The 22,696-nt window shown below is 66.5% G+C and carries 21 protein-coding genes; 15 read left to right on the top strand and 6 right to left on the bottom strand.

The genetic code is table 11. From position 1 onward, the window contains the following. Window positions 1-29: 29 nt before the first annotated feature. Window positions 30-1,148 (bottom strand): CobW family GTP-binding protein, encoded by a 1,119-nt coding sequence (locus HGI30_RS10665; RefSeq protein ID WP_168907543.1) that lies wholly within the window; start codon window positions 1,146-1,148, stop codon window positions 30-32. Window positions 1,149-1,432: 284 nt separating this feature from the next. Here HGI30_RS10665 and wsfD point away from each other — a divergent pair, with 284 nt between their 5' ends. The 8 genes from wsfD (at window position 1,433) to HGI30_RS10705 (ending at window position 11,379) form a co-directional block, all read left to right on the top strand. Beyond that, on the top strand, window positions 1,433-2,956 hold the full coding sequence (gene wsfD, locus HGI30_RS10670) for a glycan biosynthesis hexose transferase WsfD (RefSeq protein WP_168907544.1): 1,524 nt from the start codon (window positions 1,433-1,435) through the stop codon (window positions 2,954-2,956). Further along, complete coding sequence (locus HGI30_RS10675; RefSeq protein ID WP_168907545.1) at window positions 2,908-3,750, top strand: GGDEF domain-containing protein; 843 nt, start codon at window positions 2,908-2,910, stop codon at window positions 3,748-3,750. Before wsfD ends, HGI30_RS10675 begins: the two co-directional genes overlap by 49 nt. Continuing rightward, the gene (locus HGI30_RS10680) at window positions 3,743-5,158 is read left to right on the top strand and encodes a hypothetical protein (RefSeq protein ID WP_168907546.1); all 1,416 of its coding nucleotides are present in this window, start codon (window positions 3,743-3,745) and stop codon (window positions 5,156-5,158) included. Before HGI30_RS10675 ends, HGI30_RS10680 begins: the two co-directional genes overlap by 8 nt. Before the next feature lie 3 nt (window positions 5,159-5,161). Then, complete coding sequence (locus HGI30_RS10685; protein WP_168907547.1) at window positions 5,162-6,421, top strand: glycosyltransferase family 2 protein; 1,260 nt, start codon at window positions 5,162-5,164, stop codon at window positions 6,419-6,421. An 11-nt stretch (window positions 6,422-6,432) separates the two neighbouring features. Next, a complete protein-coding gene (locus HGI30_RS10690; protein WP_168907548.1) occupies window positions 6,433-8,682 on the top strand; it encodes a cellulose biosynthesis cyclic di-GMP-binding regulatory protein BcsB in 2,250 nt (749 codons plus the stop codon). Between the two features lie 15 nt (window positions 8,683-8,697). Then, window positions 8,698-9,759, top strand: a complete 1,062-nt coding sequence (locus tag HGI30_RS10695; RefSeq protein WP_168907549.1) for a glycoside hydrolase family 113 — start codon at window positions 8,698-8,700, stop codon at window positions 9,757-9,759. 108 nt (window positions 9,760-9,867) lie between these two features. After that, window positions 9,868-10,443, top strand: coding sequence for a GNAT family N-acetyltransferase (locus HGI30_RS10700; RefSeq protein WP_168907550.1), 576 nt, complete (start codon window positions 9,868-9,870; stop codon window positions 10,441-10,443). Between the two features lie 96 nt (window positions 10,444-10,539). Next, complete coding sequence (locus tag HGI30_RS10705; protein ID WP_168907551.1) at window positions 10,540-11,379, top strand: DegV family protein; 840 nt, start codon at window positions 10,540-10,542, stop codon at window positions 11,377-11,379. Window positions 11,380-11,482: 103 nt separating this feature from the next. Here HGI30_RS10705 and HGI30_RS10710 read toward each other — a convergent pair whose 3' ends face one another. Then, on the bottom strand, window positions 11,483-13,408 hold the full coding sequence (locus tag HGI30_RS10710; RefSeq protein ID WP_168907552.1) for a glycosyl hydrolase family 18 protein: 1,926 nt from the start codon (window positions 13,406-13,408) through the stop codon (window positions 11,483-11,485). Between the two features lie 249 nt (window positions 13,409-13,657). On the opposite strand from HGI30_RS10710, the gene HGI30_RS10715 reads away from it, so the two are divergent. From HGI30_RS10715 to HGI30_RS10730, 4 genes are read left to right on the top strand one after another with little or no spacing between them, the layout of a single operon-like run. Then, window positions 13,658-14,365 (top strand): methyltransferase domain-containing protein, encoded by a 708-nt coding sequence (locus tag HGI30_RS10715; RefSeq protein ID WP_168907553.1) that lies wholly within the window; start codon window positions 13,658-13,660, stop codon window positions 14,363-14,365. Then, window positions 14,358-15,545, top strand: a complete 1,188-nt coding sequence (locus HGI30_RS10720) for an NAD(P)/FAD-dependent oxidoreductase (RefSeq protein ID WP_168907554.1) — start codon at window positions 14,358-14,360, stop codon at window positions 15,543-15,545. Before HGI30_RS10715 ends, HGI30_RS10720 begins: the two co-directional genes overlap by 8 nt. Before the next feature lie 46 nt (window positions 15,546-15,591). Next, the gene (locus HGI30_RS10725) at window positions 15,592-16,050 is read left to right on the top strand and encodes an SRPBCC family protein (RefSeq protein ID WP_168907555.1); all 459 of its coding nucleotides are present in this window, start codon (window positions 15,592-15,594) and stop codon (window positions 16,048-16,050) included. Window position 16,051: 1 nt separating this feature from the next. After that, on the top strand, window positions 16,052-17,290 hold the full coding sequence (locus HGI30_RS10730) for a beta-ketoacyl-[acyl-carrier-protein] synthase family protein (protein WP_168907556.1): 1,239 nt from the start codon (window positions 16,052-16,054) through the stop codon (window positions 17,288-17,290). Window positions 17,291-17,390: 100 nt separating this feature from the next. Here the strand turns inward: HGI30_RS10730 and HGI30_RS10735 are convergent, their stop codons facing one another. Together HGI30_RS10735 and HGI30_RS10740 are read right to left on the bottom strand one after the other, a co-directional pair. Further along, window positions 17,391-17,669, bottom strand: coding sequence for a DUF2653 family protein (locus HGI30_RS10735; protein ID WP_168907557.1), 279 nt, complete (start codon window positions 17,667-17,669; stop codon window positions 17,391-17,393). 4 nt (window positions 17,670-17,673) lie between these two features. Further along, window positions 17,674-18,111 carry a hypothetical protein gene (locus HGI30_RS10740; protein ID WP_168907558.1) on the bottom strand — a complete coding sequence of 146 codons (438 nt, stop codon included), beginning with the start codon at window positions 18,109-18,111 and terminating at the stop codon, window positions 17,674-17,676. Between the two features lie 144 nt (window positions 18,112-18,255). Between HGI30_RS10740 and HGI30_RS10745 the strand changes: the two genes are divergently transcribed. Then, a complete protein-coding gene (locus HGI30_RS10745; RefSeq protein WP_168907559.1) occupies window positions 18,256-18,837 on the top strand; it encodes a DUF309 domain-containing protein in 582 nt (193 codons plus the stop codon). A gap of 48 nt (window positions 18,838-18,885) precedes the next feature. Here the strand turns inward: HGI30_RS10745 and HGI30_RS10750 are convergent, their stop codons facing one another. Next, a complete protein-coding gene (locus HGI30_RS10750; RefSeq protein WP_168907560.1) occupies window positions 18,886-19,476 on the bottom strand; it encodes a beta-class carbonic anhydrase in 591 nt (196 codons plus the stop codon). A gap of 5 nt (window positions 19,477-19,481) precedes the next feature. Continuing rightward, the gene (locus tag HGI30_RS10755) at window positions 19,482-19,835 is read right to left on the bottom strand and encodes an iron-sulfur cluster biosynthesis family protein (protein WP_168907561.1); all 354 of its coding nucleotides are present in this window, start codon (window positions 19,833-19,835) and stop codon (window positions 19,482-19,484) included. 121 nt (window positions 19,836-19,956) lie between these two features. Here HGI30_RS10755 and HGI30_RS10760 point away from each other — a divergent pair, with 121 nt between their 5' ends. Beyond that, window positions 19,957-21,492, top strand: coding sequence for a carboxypeptidase M32 (locus tag HGI30_RS10760; protein ID WP_328805266.1), 1,536 nt, complete (start codon window positions 19,957-19,959; stop codon window positions 21,490-21,492). A gap of 207 nt (window positions 21,493-21,699) precedes the next feature. Next, the gene (locus HGI30_RS10765; protein WP_168907562.1) at window positions 21,700-22,692 is read left to right on the top strand and encodes an ABC transporter substrate-binding protein; all 993 of its coding nucleotides are present in this window, start codon (window positions 21,700-21,702) and stop codon (window positions 22,690-22,692) included. The last annotated feature ends 4 nt before the right edge of the window (window positions 22,693-22,696 follow it).

The raw sequence follows: 22,696 nt of genomic DNA on the forward strand, positions 1-22,696 counted from the left end.
AACGCCCGCTTCTCGTCGGCGGGAGCGCCTCAGGGACGGCTGCCGGACAGCGAGGCCCAGCGCTCGCGCAAGGATCCCTCGTCGAGTCCCTCGCCGATGAGGACGAGATACGGCTGGCCGGGATAGGAGGCCTGCTCCCACTCCGTGCGCCCGCCGGCATGCTGGAGCAGCAGCGTTTCTGCGCCGTCGCGCCAATAGCCTTTGGCGCGCACGAGGCCGCCGCCGAGCTCTTGCAAAAACCGCTCGACCTCGGCTCGTTCCGGCTGCCGCCCGGCCGGCGCGGACAGCGTCAGCGAGCGCAAGGTCCCGCCGCTGAAGCTGTCCGCGGATGCGGGCGCCGCTGTCCGCAGCGCCTTCAGCGTGCCGGAGGGAGCGCTCCCCGAGCCGCCGCCGGCTGGCGGCGCGCCTGCGCTCCGGATGAGGCGAGAAGCGGATGTCGCGCCGAGCTCTGCGGCGGAGACAGCGCCGCCGGCAACGCTCGACGGCGCTGCCGCCGGAGCCGGCGCGAGGCCGGGAGCCCCAGACCGGGGATGCACCCCGTGCAGCAAGGAAGCGGCATCGATGCGGCAGCGCTCCGTCTCCAGGACGGCGGCTGTCGCATTTTGCTTGCGGACGGCTCGCCGGACGCTGAGCCGTCCGGCCTCCGCGATCGTATCCGCTTTGTTGAGCAGCACGAGATCGGCGCTCGCGATCTGGCTGCGCAGCGTGCGCACGAGCTCGCGGTCGGCGCTGAAGCGGCTGTTGTACTCGGCAAAGGTACCGGCGTCGACGACCGTGACGACCGCCGCCAGCTCAAGCCCGGCTGCGGCCAGCGGGCCGCCGGCCTGCAGCAGCTCGCGCAGCTCCGCCGGATCGGCTACGCCCGTCAGCTCGACGAACAGGACGTCCGGCTCCGTCCGCGCAAGCGAGGCGAGGCTCGACTCCAGCTCGCTCCGCTTCGTGCAGCATACGCAGCCGTCGAGCAGCTTGCGGACGGGAAGGCGCAGCTTTTCGGACACGAGGCTGCCGTCTACGTCGATCCTCCCCAGCTCGTTCATGAGCAGCGCGGCGCTCAATCCCCGGCGCGCGCATTCCTCCAGCAGACGCAGCAGCAGCGTCGTCTTGCCGCTTCCAAGGAAGCCGGACAGCAAATAGACGGGTACGCTCACGGACGGCACTCTCCTTTCCCTGGCTAGACTAAGGATATGGACAGCCGGTGCGATGTAGTACCGGATAGGAAGGGAAACGGAGTGCCAGCGAGCGGTCGAAGCGATGCAGGGACTTGCTGGAAGAACCGCCCGCGGCCTTGTGCCGCGGGCTTTTTTGCGTAAGATGAGAGATGTTCCGGAAAATATCAAAATATCAGTTGGGGTATATCGCCAAAAAACGGGTATAGTGGATGTGACGAATCGACGCAATCCGCTATCGTCGTGAAGAACAGGAGGGGCCGGACATGCTCGACGAGGCAGGACGCGCCAGACATCCGGCTCGAATCGCCGCTGCCGCCGCGCTTGCGGCCGCGCTCGTCATCTTGACGGCGCTGTTCGTCAAGCCGTATGTGGGCATGGCGGACAACGGAGACTTTTTCCGCGAGATCCACAATCCGGGTCTATACGACCTGAACGAGACGTACGAGGACCGGCACTTCGACTATTACAACCGCATCTACGGCATCCGGGAATATCCGTACGAAGCCAACACCGCGTTCATCTCCTCGCTGTCGCTGTTCATTCGCGCGGCCATCGGAGCGGACCTGCTGCTGACCGGCGACAACCGCTTCGATGTAAGGGCGATAGCCGCGCTGTACGCGATTCTGTTCGTGGCGGCGATCTATCTGATCGTGCGTCAGGCGGCGGAGCGTTTGACGGCGGCCGGGGCGGCCGTCGCGGCGCTGCTCGCCGTGTTCATCCTGGCCGACACGGGCTACACGGCTTATTTCAGCTCCTTTTACGGGGAGCCGGCCTCGTATGTGCTGCTGCTGCTGACGATGGCGCTGCTCATGCGGCTGCCGGAGCTCGACCGCCGATCGGCGGGCTGGCTCGCCGCCTGGGTCGCCGCCGCCGGCCTGTTCGCCGCGGCCAAGCAGCAGAACGCGCCGGCCGGCATCCTGCTGGCGCTGCTCGGGCTGAGAGCCGCCTTCCTGTACGACAGCAGGCGGCTGCGGCGGCTGGCGATGGGCGGCGCGGCGGCGGTCGCGGCGGCAAGCGTGCTCACGTACGGGCTCATGTCCGACGACATCAAGCACATCAATCAGTATCACGCCGTGACGCGCGGCATCCTCCAGAATACGGACTATCCGGAACGAGACCTGGAGGAGATCGGGCTCGATCCGAAGTTCGCCGTGCTGGCGGGCACGACGTACTACGACAAGTATCAGCTGGAGTCGGTGGAGTCCGAGCTCATGCAGGAGGAGTTCTATTCCAAGTTCGGCTATCTGTCGCTGCTCCGCTACTACGCGCTGCATGCGGACCGGGCGGTCGACAAGCTCAACGAGGCGGCGAGCCATGCCTACCAGATCCGGCCAGCGGCGATGGGCAATTACGAGAAGAGCGCGGGCAAGGAGCCGGGCGCGAAGTCGCCGTTCTTCTCCGGCTGGAGCAGCCTCAAGCTGGAGCTGTTCCCGCGCACGTTCCGCTTCATCGTCCTGTTCTACGCCGTCTTTTACGGCGGGCTGGCCTATTTCTACGTCTCGGCATGGAGGGGACGCCGGAGGGCTGACCAGTTCCGCCTCGAGGCGCTCGCGCTGCCGGGATTGATCGGCCTGTCGCAGCTCGGGGTATCGTTCCTCGGAGCGGGCGACGCCGATCTGGCCAAGCATCTGTTCCTCTTCAACGTCTGCTTCGACCTCATGTTCGGCCTGATGGCCGGCTGGGTCGCGCATAAGATCATGCAAAGGCTGCGCCTGCGCGGGAAGGCTGGGAAAACGAAATGGAAGTCAGAAAGCTCGATATCTGGGTCATCATCCTTGCCGTCCTGAGCTACGGGATGGTCAACTGGTTCGTGCTGCTCCCCAAAGACAATTATTTGCAAAATACGCTGCTGCTGAGCGCGCTGTTCGCGGTCGCGGTGCTTTCCTACCTGAGCGGCCTCATGATCGCGCTCACCGCTTCGGCCGTGTGCATCTTCTTCTACGGCAGCTACGTCATGTACGGAAGCGTCATGCAGGGCAAAGGCATCGAGTCGCAGGTGTATTACTGGCTCGTGCTGCTGCCGCTTGTCGCCGTGCTCACGGCAGTCATCGGCAGCCTGATCCGCTCCATCCAGCAGGAGAACGTGCGCATGCGGGAGCGGTACTCGGACTTCGTCACGATCGACGAGACGACCGGACTCGAGAACGCCCGCGTCTTCTACGCCGTGCTTAGCCAGTTCATGAGCCTGTCCCGCCGCTACGAGCTGCCGCTCAGCGTCATGCTCGTGCGTCTCGACTACTACGACGACATCCGCAGCATCGTCGGAGGGGAGGCGATGAAGGACGTCGTCGCCTGGATCGGCAAGCGGCTCGGCGAGAGCACGCGCAGCGAGGACTCCAGCTACATCCTCGAGGATGGGCGGACGTTCGCGCTGCTGCTGCTCGGCGACCGGGAGGGGGCGCAGGTCGTCAAGTCCCGCATCAAGGAAAGCATTTACGCGTACGATCTGCAAAAGGCCGCGAAGGCGGTCACCGTGCGGCTCGAGCTGCGCGTCGGCGTGGCCGCCTACGATCCATCCGAACCGTCCGATCCGCTCGCGCTGCGCCGCGCGGCCGAGAAGGACATGGAGTACGATGTCTAGCGCGGTGCAGGCAGGGGGAGCCGGACGGCGATCGGCCGGCTTCAAGCGCTGCGGGCTTGTCGCTCGCTTCACCCTGACCCTTCTCCTGCTGATGGCCGCTGCGGCGGCCCCGGCATCCGCGGCGACGCCGGTATTCCGTTCGGAACGTCCGCTGGCGCAGACGGGGCAGCCGACAGGCGGAGAGGCGCTGATCGTCTATGGACGCGAGTGGAACAGCGAGGACGGGCGGGAGCGGCTGATGGAGCTGTACCGGATGCTGCGCGGCTCCTACTCCGCTGCCTCCTTCATCCGCGGCGGCGACGCGCAGCTGGAGCAGCTGAAGGAGGCGGACCTCGTCGTCGTCGCCGGCGGCGCGGAGGAGCCGTTCCGGAGGGAGCTGCTGCCGCAAGCCGGGCTGGCGGAGGGGAGGACGCTCCTGCTGGATACGGCGGACGGCTTGGGGGCAGCGGCGCGTCAGCTCGGCGGCTGGCTCGACGAGGGCGGGCGGACGGCACCCGCGTATGCGCTGCTGAGCGGCGTCAGCCCGCTGCTCGATCTGGAGGAGCTGGAGCGAAAATCCGCTTGGCTGCACGAGCGCGGCATCCCGTTCTGGATGGAGCTGCGGCCGCTGTTCACCGGCGGCGACTCGCCTTCGCTGGACGGCTACTACGAGCTGCTGCGCCGGATGCAGGAGCGCGGCGGAGTCCCGCTGCTCGGCCCGCTCGGCGGATGGACGCCGCCGGATGAGTGGAGCTCCTACCTGTCGGGCAACGAAGTGACGGGAGCGACCGATACGGACGACGTCTCGGTGCTTAGCGCGCGCTCGATGTACGCTTACGTGAGCCATGGCATCTACCCGGCCGGGCTAGCCGGACCGCCGGATCTGCTGTTCGATCCGGAGTGGAGCGCGCTCGCTTCGACCGCCGACCTGTTCGTCGAGGGGACCGGCTGGAAAGGCTATTCCCGCGATCTTGAACTCGCCGAGGCGTGGAGGGGACGCTACGCCGCCCTCGCGCCGGCCGCCGGAGCCGAAGGCGCGGCGTCGCTGCCGCAAAGCTCTTCCCGCGTCTTCGCGGTCGAGGCCGGTTGGACGATGGAAGAATTCCAGGCCGCCTTGGAGACGGAAATGGAGCGGGGAGTCGCCTTCGCCGATCCCGCTGCCGTGGACAGCCGCATCGAGTGGGAGGAGCAATCGCTCGTCCGGCGGGACGGACAGGCGCTGCTGAACGGCAGCGTCGCATTCTGGACCGCACCCGAGCCGCCGGGGCAGTCGGTTGCCCCGCCGGCCGACGGAAAGCTGACGACCGTGAACCGCGGCGTCCAGAGCGTCCTGTCCGTGCTGCTCGTCGTCTCCGTCATCGTCGTAGGAGCGTTCACGGCCGCCTTCGTCGCCGGACGCCAGATCAATCGCAGAAAGCATTTGAGGTGATTCATGGAGCAGCTCGGCTGGGTCGACTATCTGTTTCTGTACTGCATGGTCTGCATCTGGATCATGCTGCTCATCAATATCGTGCTGACCGCAGGCGGCTACCGCTACTATCTGAAGACGCTGCGCATGCGGGTCGACGAGCCGCTGGACGAGTATCCGACCGTCTCGGTGCTCGTCCCGGCCCATAACGAGGAGAAGGTCATCGGCCAGACGGTCGAGGCGCTCATGGAGCTCGACTACCCCAAGGACAAGCTGGAGATCATCGTCATCAACGACAACTCCAGCGACGATACGGGAGCGATCCTCGACCAGCTGCGGCGGAGCCGCCCGGACGTGAACCTGCGCATCCTGACCACGGACAAGGAGACGGGCGGCAAAGGCAAGTCCGGCGCGCTCAACAACGGCTACGCCGTCAGCACCGGGGAGGTGCTGGCCGTCTACGACGCGGACAACACGCCGGAGCGCTCGGCGCTCCGCATCCTGATCCACACGCTCTGGCGAGATCAGCGTCTCGGAGCGGTCATCGGCAAGTTCCGCACGCGCAACGGCTCGAAAAACTGGCTGACCCGCTTCATCAACATCGAGACGCTCGGATTCCAGTGGATGGTCCAGGCCGGCCGCTGGGAGCTGTTCGGGCTATGCACCATCCCCGGCACGAACTTCGTCGTCCGCCGCAGCATCATCGAGGAGATGGGCGGCTGGGACACCAAGGCGATCGCCGAGGATACGGAGATCAGCTTCCGCATCTACCGCCTCGGCTACCGGATCCGGTACATGCCGCTGTCCGTCACCTGGGAGCAGGAGCCGGAGACGGTGCCGGTATGGATGAAGCAGCGCAGCCGCTGGGTGAAAGGCAACATCTACGTGCTGCTCAAGAACATCCCGCTCCTGTTCTCCCCCGAGGCGAAGCAAATCCGTTTCGATCTGATCTATTTCTGCTCCGTCTATTTCCTGTTCCTCAGCTCGGCGCTGCTGTCCGACGCGATTTTCGTCCTGGGCATCCTCGGCCTCATCGAGTACAACATCGTCGGCAACACGCTGCTGCTCTGGCTGATGGCGTATCTCGTGTTCGTGCTGGAGATGGCGCTTGCCCTGAGCATGGAAAAGGGGCAAAGCCGCCCGCGCAACATCGCGCTCGTCGCCGTCATGTACTTCACCTATTGCCAGCTGTGGCTCGTCGTCGCCTTGCAAGGAGCCTACCAATTCATCCGCGATTCCATCCTGCGGCGAGAAGCCCGATGGTACAAGACGGAACGATTCTAAGGAGAATGTCCATGAAAAAATCGATCGTGGCCGCTGCGGCCCTGCTCTCGCTGTTGACCGCGCCGCTTGCCGCCTCCGTCGAAGCCGCGGCGCCGCCGTCCGCGCCATCCGCGCCGCTCACGGCTGCCGAGCCGCCCGCTCCGGCTTCGTCGGCGGCGCCGATCGGCACGTCGGCCCCGGCCGTATCGGCAGCGCCGGACCGTTCCCCCATGCCCGAAGAGCGCCTCCAGCCGGCGGTCGGCCGAACCGCGGACGGCGCCAGCCGCATCCGCCTGCCGTATGGCAAGGACGTGAAGCTGCAGGGCTATTACTCCGCCCAATCGGCGTATTTCACGCTCGGCCGGCATTGGCAGCTGCGCGCCGGCGTCCTCCATCTGGAGCTGCGGTCGAGCCGCCTGTCCGCGAACTCCGCGCTGACGATCGAGGTGAACGGCAAGCCGGTCCGATCGATGCGGCTGTCGGACATCGGCGAGAGCGGCCGGAGCCTTGATGTCGCCGTCCCCGCCGGCGATCTGGCTGCCGGCGTCAACGAGATCCGGCTCTCGCTCGGGCACGCGGACGATCGGTTCGAGATTTGCGCCGATGACCGCTCCGACGAGAATTGGCTGCTCGTCGGCGAAGGCTCGTACCTGCAAGCGGAGTACAAGGAGCTGCCGGCGACGGGCGAGCTGCGCCAGTTCCCGTATCCGTTCGTGCCGGACGCGGGCGAGCGCAGCGGCGAGGGGACGACGATCGTCCTGCCGGACGGCGCGTCGCCGGCCGTGGCGGCCGCCGGCTTGCAGACGGCCGCCGCGCTCGGGCTGACCGCAGAGGAAGGGCTGCCCGGCCTTTATATGGCCGGTTATTCCGAGGTCGCCGCTGGCAAGCATCGGAGCGACCATCTGCTGTACGTCGGTCCGGCCTCTGCGATGCCGCAGGCGCTGAAGGCGGCGGCTCCGTCCGACGCGCTGAGCCGGCTCGACCAAGGCGCGCTGCTGTTCCGGGCGGCCTCTCCGCTGCAGGACGGCAGGCTGCTCATGGGCATCGTATCCGGGGAGGATGAGAGCGTCCTCGACGCCGCCGCCCGGCTGCTGCAGAATCCGGAGCTCGTCGCCCAGCTGGACGGCAGCGCCGTCCTGCTGCCGTCCGGAACGAACGTGAACCGCCCGGCAGCCGACTCCTCCCGCGACCGCTGGTCGCTCGAGGAGCTCGGCTACTCGCAAGGGCTCCAGGTGAAGGGGCCGTTCCGCCAGCAGGCCGACTTCGACGTGAAGCTTCCGGCCAACAAGCTCGTGCTGCCGGGAGCGAAAGCCCGCTTCGAGCTCAAATACGCGAAGAACCTGAATGTGGACCAGTCGCTTGCCACCCTGTATGTCAACGGCATCCCGGCCGGCAGCAAAAAGCTGGATGCCGAGTCGGCCGACGGCGACGTCTGGGAAGTGCAGATACCGAGCGGCGCCGCCCGGTCCGGCTACCTGGCGATGAGCGTGGCGTTCGACCTGCAGATGACCGGCTACGACTGCATCCGTCCCGGAGAGCAGACGCCGTGGGCCTACATCGCGCCGGAGTCGACGGTCAGCCTGCCGGCCGAGGACGAGCGGGCGATGCTGCTGGAGCATTATCCGTGGCCATTCATCAAAAACGGCCGCTGGAACGCCGCCGCCTTCGTCCTTCCCCCGGCCGGCGACAGCACCGATCTGAGCCGCGAGGCGCGGATCGCCGCCCGGCTGGGGTCGTACTTGACCGACAACAGCGGCTCGCTGCAAGCGCGCTCCGACGCGCCGTGGGAAGCGGACAGCTTCAAGGGGCTGCAGCTGATCGCCGTCGGCACGCCTCAGGACAGCGAGCTCATCCGCTCCGTCGCCCCGCAGCTCTGGTTCCCGTACGACAGCGGCCTCTCCCGCTTCGTCGGCAACGAGAAGCGCCGGCTGCTGCCGGATTTCGCGGCGCGGCTCGCCTCGATCCAGCTGCTCCCCGCTCCGGAGGGCGGCGGCTCGCTGCTAGCCGTAACGGCTCCGCAGGAGGAAAGCCTGCAGCAGGCGGAGAACTATTTGTCGACACGTTCCTACGGCAGCGGGCTCGTCGGCAACGCGACGCTGGTCGACCGTTGGGAAAAGGCGATGAACCACTATTTTGCCGATGAAGGCAGTACGGGCATGGCGGAGCGGGTCAGCCTGAGCTCGGGAGAAGCGCGGCTGTTCGCGATCCTGTTCGGCACGGTGCTCCTGCTCCTGCTGCTCGGCATCATCCTCATCTGGCGCAAATATCGGAAAAATCGATAGAGAGGAGGGCTCCGGATGGCGCGAAGAAGCCTCGGCCGGAGCGCGCTCGCGCTCGGCGCGGCGGGGACGGTGCTGGTGGCGGCATGGTGGCTCGCGGCGGGCACGGATGACGGCAGACGGCCGCTGCTGGAGGGCGGAATCCGCTCCGGCAACCTGTCGACGGACTACGGCATCGAGCAGGCGCTGGACGACGCGCGCCGGCTCGAGCTGAACGCCGTCAACGTGCCGGTCGTCGTCAATGTCGCCGATCCGCGGGCCAGCCGCTTCGAGCTGGACGAAGCCAGCCTGGACAAAGCGCGCCGGATCATCCCGCTGCTGCATGGGCAGGGCATCCGCGTGCTGCTGGAGCCGTATCCGTGGATCGCGGACGGGAGCGTCGCCGAGACGGCTTGGGACCCGTCGGATCCGAGCGCTTTTTTCCGCCGCTGGCAAAAAGACGTGCTGGAGCCGCTCGTGCGGGAGGTTGCCGATCCGCTGGACGTGGAGGCGGTCGTCGCCGCGTCCAATCTTGTCCACTTGGAGCCGTGGAGCGGGGAGTGGGTGCGGCTGCTGAAGGATCTGAAGACGAAGTATGGCGGCCTCGTGACCTACAAGACCAACGCGTGGCATACCGCCGAATGGGACGAGGCAAGCCGCGCCGCGTTCCGGGCCAAGCTCGACAATCCGCTGTGGGCGGAGGTCGACTTCATCTCGGTGGCGGCCTACTTCGAGCTGACCGACAAGCCGTCGCCGTCGGCGGCCGAGCTCGCGGACGCGATCCGGCAGACGGAGCGGCACGGGCGCGGCCAGAACGTGCCGGCCGAGCTGGAGCAGCTGTCGCGGAGATGGAACAAGCCGTACTTCTTCGGCGAGCTCGGCTTTCCCGCCTGGGAGGGCGCGGCCGCAGAGCCGTGGAATCCGGCGCCGTCCGACAAGCAGGACGGCCAGCTGCAGGCGCGGCTGTTCGCCGCCTACCGGGATGCGTTCCGCGGCCAGGCATCGTTCCTCGGCTATTCCGTCTTCGCCATCGGAGAGACCGGTCCGGACAAGCGCTACTATCCATCCGAAGAAAGCGTCGCCGTCATCCGCTCCTGGTGAGCGGATCGACGGCTTTTTTGGAGCGATGGCCGCTTCAAAGGCTAGCCAGGCGGCCTCATCTCGGGTTAAGATGGGGCTTAAACCCTTAGGGAACGAGGAGGCGGAACGATGGACCCGATGCTGCTCGACATCGACGAGCCGTTCACAAGCAGCCGGCTGCTCATCCGCGCGGCCGGAAGCGGCGACGGAGCGGCCATCAACGAAGCGGTGAAGGAGAGCCTGGAGCGGCTCCGGCTCTGGATGCCGTGGGCGCAGCAAGCTCCTACGCTCGAACAATCGGAGCTGGACGCGCGGCGGGCGGGCATCGCCTATCGGCAGCGGGAGGACATGCGCCTGCTGCTGCTGGACCGAGAGAGCGGACGGCTGATCGGCAGCAGCGGCCTGCACCGCATCGACTGGGGCGCGCGCCGCTTCGAGATCGGCTATTGGGTGCGTACGAGCGAGGAAGGCAAGGGATTCGTGACGGAGGCCGTCCATGCGATCACCGGCTTCGCCGCGGACCGTCTTGACGCGCATCGGATCGAGATCCGATGCGACTCCCGCAACGAGCGCAGCGCCTCGGTCGCCCGCCGCTGCGGCTACACGCTCGAGGGCGTCCTGCGCGGCGACTCGTTGTCGCCGGATGGCGGCAGGCGCGATACGATGGTGTTCGCCAAGGTGAGGGGCGCGGAGCTGGACGTCTGACATATCATATTTTTTTGTTTTTGACAAGTTATAGTTGTGACTACTGGAAAACGGGCTAATCCGGTATAATGTCTTCTGAACGAAAGGAGCCCTCTTATGCCGATCAAGATCATTACAGACAGCGGTTCTGATTTGCCCGTTCTCCTGCAAGCCCGTTATGACATCGATATCGTGCCGCTCACGGTGACGTTTCCGGACGGTCCGATGGCGGAAGGGACAAGCGCCGAGGCGTTCTACGACAAAATGGAAACGTTCCACGAGCTGCCGACGACGGCCAGCCCGAGCCCGGCCGTATTCCTGGATGCGTTCCGCAAGGCCGATCCGGAGAGCGACCTGCTCGTGCTGTGCATGTCATCCAATATAAGCAGCACCTATCAGTCCGCGCTCATCGCGAAGGACATGCTGCTCGACGAAGGCTTCGAGCGCGGCATCGAGATCATCGATACGCGCAACTTCTCCGGAGGGCTGGCCCGCATCGTCGCGATGACGGCCGCCTATGCCCAGAGCGGATGCGGCCTGGCCGAGCTCAAGGAGCGGACGGAGCGGATCATCGAGCAGACGAGCGCGTACTTCACGCTGGAATCGCTTGAAAACGTCATCAAGGGCGGCCGGCTGAGCCGTCTGTCCGGGGGCGTCGCCTCCGTGCTGAACATCAAGCTGCTGCTGCGCATCAGCGCCGAGGGCAAGGTCGAGGTCGTCGAAAAGACGCGCGGCTTCCGCAAAGCCGTAAGCAGCCTGCTCGCCAAGCTGGATGAGAAGGAGCATGACTACGAGCGCTCCGAAATTTCCATCGTCCACAGCGGCAGCGAGCAGCTGGCGCTCGACGTCAAGGAGCGCATCCTGGCGAAGCATCCGTTCCGGGCGGTCCATCTGTCCTGCATGGGACCCGTCATGGGCACGTACGCGGGCCGCGGAGGCATCGGCGTCGCGTTCTGACGATTGCTTCCTGGACGGACCAGTCCCCCTGCAACCAACCGAAAAAGCTTGCCGGTCGCCCCTCAGGCGTACCGGCAAGCTTTTTTGAATTTTTAAGAATAGGTCATGATTGCTTCTGCTTCAATACCGCCGTCCACAGCGACGCGGGCTCGTAGCCGAGCCGCCAGGCGGCGATGCCCGCGAGGTCGTACTTTCGCGCGAGCGCGATGCGCTTCGATACGCTCTGCTCCGTCTCGGCCCAGAACACGTAGGTGCTGCCATTCTCGGCATAGGTATACTTCGTGAGGCCTGCCGCTTCGTCGAAGGAGGCATAGGCCGACTTGGCGCTGATGAGCTGCGGCACGTCCTTCATGGAGACGGCGCGGCTGCCGAGCGGCTCGCCGGAGGCGTCCAGCTCCCAGAGCCGGACATAGAACGGAACGCCGAGCATCAGCTTGGAGCGCGGCACGCCATACGAGAGGAACTGCTGGATGCCGCCTTCGGCCCAGTCGAGGCTGCTCACCGGTCCCGCCTCGTCGCTGCCCTGCCAATGCTCGTCATAAGCCATGATGACGATCCGGTCGGCCGCTTCCGCGATGGCTTGGTGGTCATAGGCGGTCCGATGGTCCCATGCCGTATCGCCGCGGGGCAGATCGACCGTAAGCGTCATGCCGGCCTTGCGCAAAGCCGATCCCAGCTCTCCGACGAACAAGCTGAAAAGCGCGCGATCCTTGCCCGCGACGTTCTCGAAATCGAGGTTGAGGCCGTCCGCGCCGAGCTTCTTCAGGCTGGCGGCGAGACGGTCGATGAACGCCTGCCTGGCGTTCCCGTCCGCCAGGAACGCGCTCGTCAGCTTCGGGTCGAAGCGGTTGTGGACGAGCGGCTGCACGCTGAGCCCGCGCTGCTTGAGCGCCGCGGCGAGCTCGGGCAGCGAGTCGTCCTGGAGCTTGCCGGAGGCGTCCGCGAGCTCGTACCACGACGGCGAGGAAATGTCGACGCCCTGCGTGCCGGCAAGCTGCGTGACGATGCTGGCCTCATCGGAGCTGCCGCTCCAGCCCAGCACCTGCAGCGCTTTGGGCTGGCTCCAGAGCGCGCGGCTGTCAGCGGTGACGATGCGGCTGCCGGAGTATCCGCGCGCATAGGAGACGGCGCTTTGGCGCGTATGGAAGCTTCGCAGCGCCTTGTCGCCCTGCATGACGGTCAGATAGGGAGCGTTCGTCCACCAGATGAGCCCGCCGCTCACGATCTGCGAGTTCGCGAGCGATTTGGCTTTGGCCAGCGCGCTTTGCAGCGCGAAGTAGCGCGCCACCGGCTTGCCGTTCTGCAGCACCGCGTAGGAGGCTTCCCGTGAGAACAGGACCGCGCCGCTGGATGCGTGGACGACCCGGCTGCCGGCAAGCTCGGAGGCCGCGAGCACGGCGTCCTTGAGGAAGGCGAAGACGCTCTTCCGCGCTCCCTCGCTGGATTCGACGGCATAGACGGGCTTGCCTGCGCGCGCCTGCTTGACTTGGCCGGACGAGTAGTTGTCCCAGATCCACGCCGCCGCTTCGATGTCGACGATAGCGGCTCCGGTCCAGCGGGCGGCTTCCTTCTTCGCGGCCGACAGCGAGGAGAAGCTCCATTCCGGTCGCGTCTTTTCGCCTTGATAGAGCCGGTAGCGGGGGGCTTTGCCGTACACCCAGCCGGGCTGCTGCAGGTCCCGGATCTGGGCGGACGGCAGGGCGTCGGCCTTGGCCCGCGCGGCGGCGTAGCCGGCATATTCCCATTCGGGGCGGCTCATGCCGTTCAGATACACCTTGTACCGGGGGAGGTTGTCCCACAGCCAGGCCCGATCGGCGATGCGCTCGACGCGGCTGTAGGCATAGCGGGAGGCAAAGGCCTGGGCGTCCGCCCGCTTGGCGAATTCCTGCAAGGGCCGGTCATTCTGGTAGACGCGGTATTGGGTGATGGATGAGACCGAAGCGGCCGGAGCAGCGCCGACGGACGGCGCTGCCACGGCCTGCAAGCCGATCGCGGCGACGGCCGCGGCGGCTAGCGGGGTGAGTTTCATGGTCGGGTGTCCTCCCGTTCGAGTAGAAATTCGGGCTTTATATGTAGGGGCATGGGGCAGGCTCGGCTGCGCGGGTCGCCTGCTTTCATTGGACGCGGCGCGCCGGATGAAGTTGTGTGGCAATGAGTGCCAAAGCACTTCGAAAATTTACCCGCTCCTGATGCCGATGAATCCATGGCCCTCCGGAATGGATGGATCTGGAACGTCTGGAACATACTAATTCCAGCTTGGGTGAAGGGAGCAGGACGGATGAAGCGGCATGATGCCAAGGAAATGCTCGACGAGGAGGGCTCGGTCGAGCCGCAGGAGCTGGAGCGCTCCCTCAGGGAAGTGGGGGCGGTGAACCGGTATTTGGGCGGCAATCCGCCGCTCCTTCGCCATCTGGACCGGCTGCTCGGCAAAGCCGGGCAAGCCGCCGGGGCGCAGCGGCCGCTGCGCGTGCTCGATGTGGCGACCGGGCTCGCGGACCAGCCCCTCGCCGTACACCGCTGGGCGGCGGATCGGGGGCGCAGGATCACCGTGACCGGCGTCGAGATCAGTCCCGCGATCGCGGAGCTCGCCCGGCGCCGCACCTCGCACAACGCCGACATCACGATCGATGTGGCGGACGGGCGGCGGCTGCCCTATGCCGACGGCAGCTTCGACGTCGCCTTCAGCAACCTGGCGCTGCATCATCTGAGCGATGCCGATGCCGTCGCGATGCTGCGCGAGCTGCAGCGGGTGGCGCGGCATGGCTGGGTCGTGACCGACCTGGAGCGCCATCCGCTCGCATACGGCGCCGCCCGGCTGCTGGCGCTGGCCGTCTGGCGCAGCCCGGTCACGCGCCATGACGGCCCGCTGTCGGTGCGCCGCTCCTATACCGCGGACGAGGCGCTCGCGCTGCTGCGGCAAGCCGGGCTGACCGGCGCCGTACGCCGCCATTTCCCGTGGCGGATCGCGCTCCTGAGCGATGCTTGACGTGCTCGTCTGCGGCGGAGGTCCGGCGGGAAGCGCGCTCGCGTGGCGGCTGGCGAGGCTCGGCATGCGTGTCGCGATCGCCGACGCGGGCCGTCATCCGCGCCGCAAGCCATGCGGCGAATCGCTCAACCCTGGAGCCGCCGCGGCGCTTCGGCGGCTGGCGCAGGACGGGCAGGCAGGCGGAGATCCGTCATGGGATGAGCTGCAAGGCGAGCTCCAGCCGCTGGAAGGCTGGGCGCTGCATTGCGGCTCGGCTCGGCTGGAGGCTCGCTATCCCGGCGGAGCGGCAGGCTGGAGCTGCCGTCGCGAGCGGCTGGACGGCTGGCTGCTGGAGCGCGCGGTAGCGGCCGGGGCCGTCCTGCTGCCGGAATGCCGGGTGAAGGAAGTGCGGCAGGGAGGCAGCGGCTGCGAGATCAAGGCGATCCGCGAGGGACGGCCCGTGAAGCTGGCCGCCCGCTATGTCGTCGGGGCCGACGGCATCCGTTCGGCCGTTGCCCGCTCGGCGGGCCTTGCGGCTCCGCCCGGGCCGCTGCGCAAAGTCGCCTTGACCGGCCGCATCGCCGGCTTGGCCGACCTGGAGCCGCTGGTCGAGCTGCATCTGGAGCCGGGCGCGCTGATCGGGCTCGCGCCGCTGGCCGGCGGCGAAGCCAATGCGACGCTCGTGCTGCCCGCCGCAGCGGCCGCATCTTCGGCCGCCGCTCTGAGGCACGGCCGGCCGGCGCTGCTGGCCGCTCTGCGCGCTTCGCCGACGCTGGCCGCCCGAGCGCTCCAAGCGGAAGCGAGCGGAGAGGCGCTCGCCTGCGGCCCGTTCGACGCGCCGGTGCGGTCGGCATGCTCGGGGCGCGTGCTGCTCGTCGGCGATGCGGCCGGCTACTATGATCCGCTGACCGGCCAAGGCTTGTTTCGCGCGCTGCGCGGCGCGGAGCTCGCCGCATCGGCTCTTGCGGACGCGCGGCATGCCGGCGACGCGCGGCCGCTTCAGGCGTACGGGAGCCAGCTGCGGCGCGAGTTCGGTCCGGGAGCCGCGCTGCAGCGGTGGATCGAGTACGGCGCTTCCCGGCCGCGGCTGTTCCGGGCGGCGCTGGCCGGCATCCGCTGGAGCGGGACCGCGGAGCGGCTGGCGTCGCGCATCGGCGACTGTCCGCCAGGCGCGGAATTCAGGAGGACACGGCTTCGTTGAAGCTGCGTGGAATTGAATCTTGATCGTGAAAGAAGGCGAATGAGCGATGCGTACATACAACGAAGCGGCCATGCAGGCAGCGCCGGAGCAGGTGTTCCGGCTGGCGAGCGAGGTCGAGCGCTGGCCGAGGCATCTCGACCATTACCGCTCGGTGAGGTTCCGTTCCGGCGAGGCCGCGGACGGGGTCGTCGAGATGAAGGCGTACCGCCCGTTCGGCGCGCTGCGCTGGCCGGTCTGGTGGGTGAGCGAGATGCGGATGGAGCCGGACAGGGGACGGATCGTCTATCGCCATATCGAAGGCGTCACGTCCGGGATGGATGTGGAATGGATCGTGGAGCCGCATGAAGGCGGCAGCCGGGCGATCATCGTGCATGAGTGGAAGCAGCCGCCGGTCGGCAGGCTGGCGGCGAGCGGCATCATCGGTCCGGGCTTCGTGCATGCGATCGCGGAGCGCACGCTGATGGGCCTGAAGACGGCCGCTGAAAATGGAAAGGGAGGCGAGTAGGATGGGCGAGCGAAGGGCGGTCATCACCGGCATCGGCTGCGTGACGCCGATCGGCATCGGCGCGGAAGGGCTTTGGGAAGGGCTGCGAAAAGGAGAGAGCGCCATCGGAGCGATCGACCGGTTCGCGCCGGAGGGGCTGCGCAGCCGGATCGCCGCGCAGATCCGCAGCTTCGATGCGGGAGACTACATGGACCGGAAACGGGCGCATCGCACGGACCGCTATTCCCAGCTCGCGATTGCCTCGGGACGGATGGCGCTCCAGCATGCCGGACTCGATCCGGCGTCCGTCGATCCCGACCGCGCCGGCGTGTTCATGGGCAGCGCCCTTGGCGGCATCGCCTACGCGGAGGAGCAGTGCGGGCAGTTCATGAGCGGCGGCTATCGCAGCGTCTCGCCGACGCTCGGCTTCTCGGTGTTCGGCGGAGCGGCGTCCTGCAATATGGCGATGGAATTCGGCTTCACGGGACCGAACGAGACGAACGCGATGAGCTGCGCCTCCGGCGCTGTCGCCATCGGGCGGGCGCTGCAGGCGATCCGCCGCGGCGAAGCCGATGCGATGCTGGCCGGCGGCTCGGAGGCGCCGCTGTCGCCGCTGTCGTTCGGCGCGTTCGATCTGCTGCGGGCGATGTCGACGCGCAACGAGGAGCCGGCCGCGGCGAGCCGGCCGTTCGACCGCCGGCGGGACGGATTCGTCATGGGCGAAGGCGCGGCCGTGCTCGTCATCGAGGAGGAGGGGCATGCGCGCGCTCGCGGAGCCCGAGTGCTGGCCGAGCTGAGCGGCTTCGGCGTGAGCAACGACGCCCATCATATGAGCGCGCCGCTGCCATGCGGCACGCAGGCGCAGCGGGCGATGCGGCTCGCGCTCTCGGACGCGGACATGCTGCAGGAGGAGGTCGGCTACATCAACGCGCACGGCTCCTCGACGCCGCTGAACGACGGCACGGAGTCGCGGGTCATCCGCAGCGTGTTCGGCAGCCGCCCGGTCGCCGTGAGCGGCACGAAAGGGCTGTACGGCCATCCGCTCGGCGCATCCGGCGCGATCGAAGCCGCGATTACGACGCTGGCGCTGTCGCGCGGCTGGCTGCCGCCGACCGCCAATCTCGAGGACCCGGACGACGAGGCGGCAGACTTCGATCTCGTGACCGGAGCGGGACGCGAGACGTCGAGGCTTGGAGCGGCGCTGTCCAATTCCTACGGCTTCGGCGGCATCAACGCGACGCTCGCCTTCCGCAAGCGATGAGCCGTCGCTCCTGTCGCCGCTCCGGACGCCGCGCCTGAACATGAAGAAGGGACGAGGCTGAGCGTGCTCAGCTTTCGTCCCTTTTTTTGACGGATGCCGCTTAATCGGCGATGTCCGCCCAGAACTCTTCGTCCGCGTCCAGCGTAATCTGGGAGCGGTAGATCCTGCGGCCGTACTCCTTGAGCACGTACTGTTCGATCGCTTCCTTGAGGTTGGCCTCGACGAGGTAGTGGGAGCGTTCGCCGATCCACACCTCCGCCGTGAAGCCGTATTCCTCTTCCCAGCTGAGCTGGACTTCGACCGCGCCGGGCTGGATGCCTCGACGGGACGATTCGCTCAGGCAGACGGCGTTGATGACCTCATCCATCGAGAGCCGCATCGGATCAGTATGGTCTCCGCGTATCCGGCTCCGGCTTGCGCTTGCTCCGGATGTAGACGAAGAGCGCGCGGACCAGCAGGATCAGGGCGAAGATCGCGAGCAGGTTGATCATGAGGCCGAACATCTCGCCCATGAAGCCCATGCCGCTGAACATGCTGCCGAACAGCAGGCCGGCGAGGCCGCCGATCATGAGGCCTTTCATCAGGCTGCCGCCGGAGAAGAAGCCGGGCTTTTTCGCTGCTGCGCCCGTCCCGGCCGCAGCGCCGTTATTTTTGTTCGCATCGCTGCGCTGGACATTGTCGGTGGATTTTTTCGGCGCTTGCGTGTAGCCCTGGCGAGGAGATTTGAACCCGCCGCGCTTCGCGTCAGCCGTCGTGGATGCGATGCCGGTGAAGGCCAGCATGATCGTGAAGGCGAGCATTAAGATAAATCCTTTTTTCATCTGGTGAATTGTCCCCTCCATGTGGAATGTTTGGCGAACATTGCGTTCGGGTGCCTATACGTCTATGATGGGAAGCAAGTTTCAATTAATTTTAGCTTCTCCGAAATCGCGGAGTTTTATGGAATGGAAAGGGCTGGACGAGCCATGCAGACGACATCGTTCCATCCGGATGCCTATATCCGGTATTTAGCGCAGTTCCACGGCACGCGCGACTATTTTGAATGCCACGAGCTGCTGGAGGACTATTGGAAGGAGCATCCCGGAGCCGATTCCGGGCTGTGGCACGGCCTGATCCAGATCGCGGTCGGCCAGTACCATCTGCGCCGAGGCAACCGGGGCGGCGCCCGCAAGATGCTGCGCTCCGCCTGGGAGCGGCTGCGCCGCGAGGATCTCGGACGGGCGGGATTGGACGGTCCGGCGCTGCTCGCGCTGCTGGACGATGCCGCCGGCCGCCTGGAAGCGGGCGAGCCGCTTCCGTACCGGAGCTGGACGCTGCCGATCGAGGATCCCGATCTGCTCGCGGCGGCGAGGGAGGAGAGCGCGCGGCTTGGAGCGGCCTGGTGCGTCGAGGGAGAACCGGCGGAGGAGATCGTGCACCGGCATCGCCTGCGCGACCGCAGCGGCGTCGTGCTGGCGCGGCGCGAGTCGCTCGAGCGGAAGCGCCCCGGCGAGGCGGAGCGGATCGACGCCCGCCGGACAGCAAAAACGGAACGGACCGATCGCTGAGGCGCGCTCAGCTTCGTTCCGTTCCGTTTTTTTTTTGAGGGAGTCGGGTCAGCTCTCGGCAGCGGGCGTCTGCTTCAGGAACCCATGGCCGTCCGTGACGAGGTCGAGCTTGCCGGTCTGCGGGTCGATGATGAGGCCGCTGACCGGGATGCCTGCCGGGAGCAGCGGATGGTTGCGCACGATGCCGACGCTTTTCTCGACGCTGGAGCGCACGTTGTCGAAGCCGGTCAGCCAGCGATGGAAGTCGACGCCGGAGTGCTTGAGCGTGCGGATCGTCGTCTGAGACACGCCGCGGCTGACCATCTTGCCGATGATCGCCTCGGGATCGATGCCGGTCATGCCGCAGTTGTAGTGCCCGATGATGACGACTTCCTCGGCCTGGAGCTCATAGATGGCGACCAGGATGCTCCGCATGATGTTGCCGAACGGCTGCGTTACGATCGCGCCGGCGTTCTTGAGCACCTTGGCGTCGCCGTTGCGCAGGTTCATCGCGCGCGGCAGCAGCTCCGTCAGCCGCGTGTCCATGCAGGTGAGGATGACCATCTTCTTGTCGGGGAAGCGGTCGGTCAGGTACTCCTCGTATTTCTTGTCTTCGACGAACTGCTGATTGAAGGACAGGATCTGCTCGATGTTGTTCATGACGATTACCGACCTTTCTCCGAGTGGTTGAACTGCGGCGCATAGGGAAAGAACCGCAGGTCGTGGTTGTAGATCTGGCTGTCGCTCGAGAGGATGAACGCGTCGCGCTCCCGGCTGTAGCCGAGCTTCAGCTCCGGTTCGAAAAAGACTTCGTAGCGGCCCTCGTACAGGAACGGATAAGGATCGCCCTCGCCTTGCACGTCTCCGGCGGCGGGCTCCTGCACGACATACAGCGCGGAAACGCCGTTCACGACGCAGCCGCAGCCCTCCGTGTCGTACACCAGCTTGAGCGTGGCCTGCCCGTCGCCGACGTAGGGCCTCAGCTTGTCCGCCGCCTCCGGACGGAATGTGATGCGCATCCGAATCTCCTCCTCCTGCGGGGAGTCCGTCGACCCGGCCTCCCGCGCGGTTACCGTTGATTATACGGGCAGTGCCCGTTATGATTCAAGTAGATCGACGACCTCCGAGGACGAAAGGAAGATGAAGCTCATGGCAGAAGCCGCGACCGCTATCGAAAAGGCACTGAACGAATTCCGCGAGCTGGACCGCAAGATCATCCGCTATCAGGAAGCGGCGGCCGTCGTCGGCTGGGACCTGCGAACCGGCGCTCCGCGCAAGGGCCAGGCCGGCCGCTCCGAGGTGCTCGGCATGCTCGGCGCGGAAGCGTTCCAGCTGGCCACGTCGCCGCGGATGGGCGAGCTGCTGGAGCAGCTCGAAGAGAAGGAGGCGCAGGAAGCGCTGGGCGAGATCGACCGCAAGCTCGTCTCCGTGACGCGCCGCTCGTATGACCGCAGCGTGAAGATTCCGCCCAAGCTGTACGAGGAATACGTCGTGCTGGCCTCGCAGTCGGAGTCGGCCTGGGAGCAGGCGCGCAAGGACAACGACTTCCCGGCGTTCCAGGGCTACCTGGAGCGCGTGATCGGCTACACGAACCAGTTCATCGACCTGTGGGGAGCCAAAGGCACCCGCTACGATACGCTGCTGGACGATTACGAGCCGGACATGACCGTCTTGGAGCTCGACGAGATCTTCACCTCGCTGCGCGGACAGCTCGTGCCGCTCGCGGCCGCGATCGCCGCGTCGCCGAACCGGCCGGACCGCGCCTTCCTCGAAGGGCTGTTCGACAAGGAGAAGCAAAAAGAGTTCAGCCGCTACATGCTCGGCCAGCTCGGCTACGACTTCGAGGGCGGCCGCATCGACGAGAGCGCCCACCCGTTCCAGACGACGTTCAATCTCGGCGACGTCCGCATCACGACCCGCTATCTGCCGGAGGACGTGACGAGCGCGCTGTTCGGCACGATCCACGAGGCGGGACATGCCCTGTACGAGCAGAACATCGCGCCGGCGCTCGCTGGCACGTCGCTGTGCCGAGGCACGTCGATGGGCATCCATGAATCGCAGTCGCGCTTCTGGGAGAACATCATCGGCCGCAGCCGCCCGTTCTGGCAGCGCTACTTCCCCGATCTGCAGAGCCGGTTCCCCGAGCGGCTCGGCGCCGTCGACGCGGAGGCGTTCTACCGCTCGCAGAACGCGGTGCAGCCGTCGCTCATCCGCATCGAGGCCGACGAGCTGACATACAACCTGCACATCATCATCCGCTACGAGATCGAGAAGCTCATCTTCAACGAAGGCGCCAAGGCGGCGGACCTGCCGGCGATCTGGAACGACAAGTACCGCGAGTACCTCGGCATCACGCCGCCGAGCGACGCCGACGGCGTCATGCAGGACGTGCACTGGAGCGCCGGCCTGTTCGGCTACTTCCCGTCCTATTCGCTCGGCAACATCTACTCGGCCCAGCTGGCCGACGCGATGGCGCGCGACCTGCCGGACATGGAGGCGCTTGTCGCCAAGGGCGAGCTCGCGCCGATCCGCGGCTGGCTGACCGAGCAGGTGCACCGCCATGGCCGCCTGCGCACGCCCAAGGAGATCATCCTCGGCGCCACGGGCCAGCCGCTCGACTCGTCCCATCTCGTGAAGTACCTCAAGGACAAGTACACGGATATCTATACGCTTTAAGAAGAAGCGGGAGCCCCGGCCGCATCGGCGGCTGCGGCTCCGAGTACAAGGAAGGGCCGGCAAGCGTTCGGGTCGAATCGACCGGATGCTTGCCGGCCTTTTTTGCGCCTGCGCTTCCCCCGGACGGACAGCGGCCTATTCACCCCTCCCGCAGGGCGTGCATAGGCTACAGCACAGGACGTTCGAATTCAAGGGAGGCTTTTTGACATGAAGAGAAAGGCGATCGGCGGGCTGCTGCTGGCGGCGGCGCTGGCGATGGCGCTGCCCGGATGCGGCGCCGGAAAGGATGAAGCGGTCCAGGTGCGCATCGGCGAGGTGACCCGCTCGGTGTTCTACGCTCCGCAATACGTGGCGCTGTCCGAAGGATTCTTCAAGCAGGAGGGGCTGGACGTCGAGCTGCAGACGACGGCCGGCGGCGACAAGACGATGACGGCGCTGCTGTCGGGAGGCGTAGACGTGGCGCTGGTCGGTCCGGAGACGTCCATCTACGTCTATCAGCAAGGCGCGGAAGACCCGGTCCTGAGCTTCGCCCAGGTGACGCAGACGGACGGCACGTTCCTCGTCTCGCGCTCGGGCAAGGAGCTGGACTGGAACGATCTCATGGGAGCGAAGTTCCTCGGCCAGCGCAAGGGCGGCATGCCGCAGATGGCCGGCGAGTTCGCGCTGAAGAAGCACGGGATCGATCCGCACGCGGACCTGGACCTGATCCAGAACATCGACTTCGCCAACATCACGGCCGCCTATGCGTCGGGAACCGGCGATTACGTGCAGCTGTTCGAGCCGCAGGCGTCGATGATCGAGCAGGAAGGCAAAGGGAAGGTCGTCGCTTCGTTCGGCGTCGAGAGCGGCCATCTGCCGTACACGGCGTTCATGAGCAAGCAGAGCTACATCGAGAAGAACGCGGACACGGTGCAGAAGTTCACGGACGCGCTGCAAAAGGCGCAGGCCTGGGTGCAGGAGCATAGCGCCGAGGACATCGCCGACGCCGTCGGCTCGTTTTTCCCGAACACCGACAAGGCGATCCTCGTCAGCTCGATCGACCGCTACAAGCAGCAGGGCTCCTACGCGGAGAATCCGATCATCGACGAGCAGGAATGGAACAATCTGCTCGACGTGATGGCATCGGCGGGCGAGCTGAAGGAGCGCGCCGAGCATGGCAAGCTCGTCGACAACTCCTTCGCGGAGAAGGCCGGGCGCTGAAGCG

The organism is Paenibacillus albicereus (genome assembly GCF_012676905.1).
In the GTDB taxonomy this organism is placed as follows: Bacteria; Bacillota; Bacilli; order Paenibacillales; family Paenibacillaceae; genus Paenibacillus_O; species Paenibacillus_O albicereus.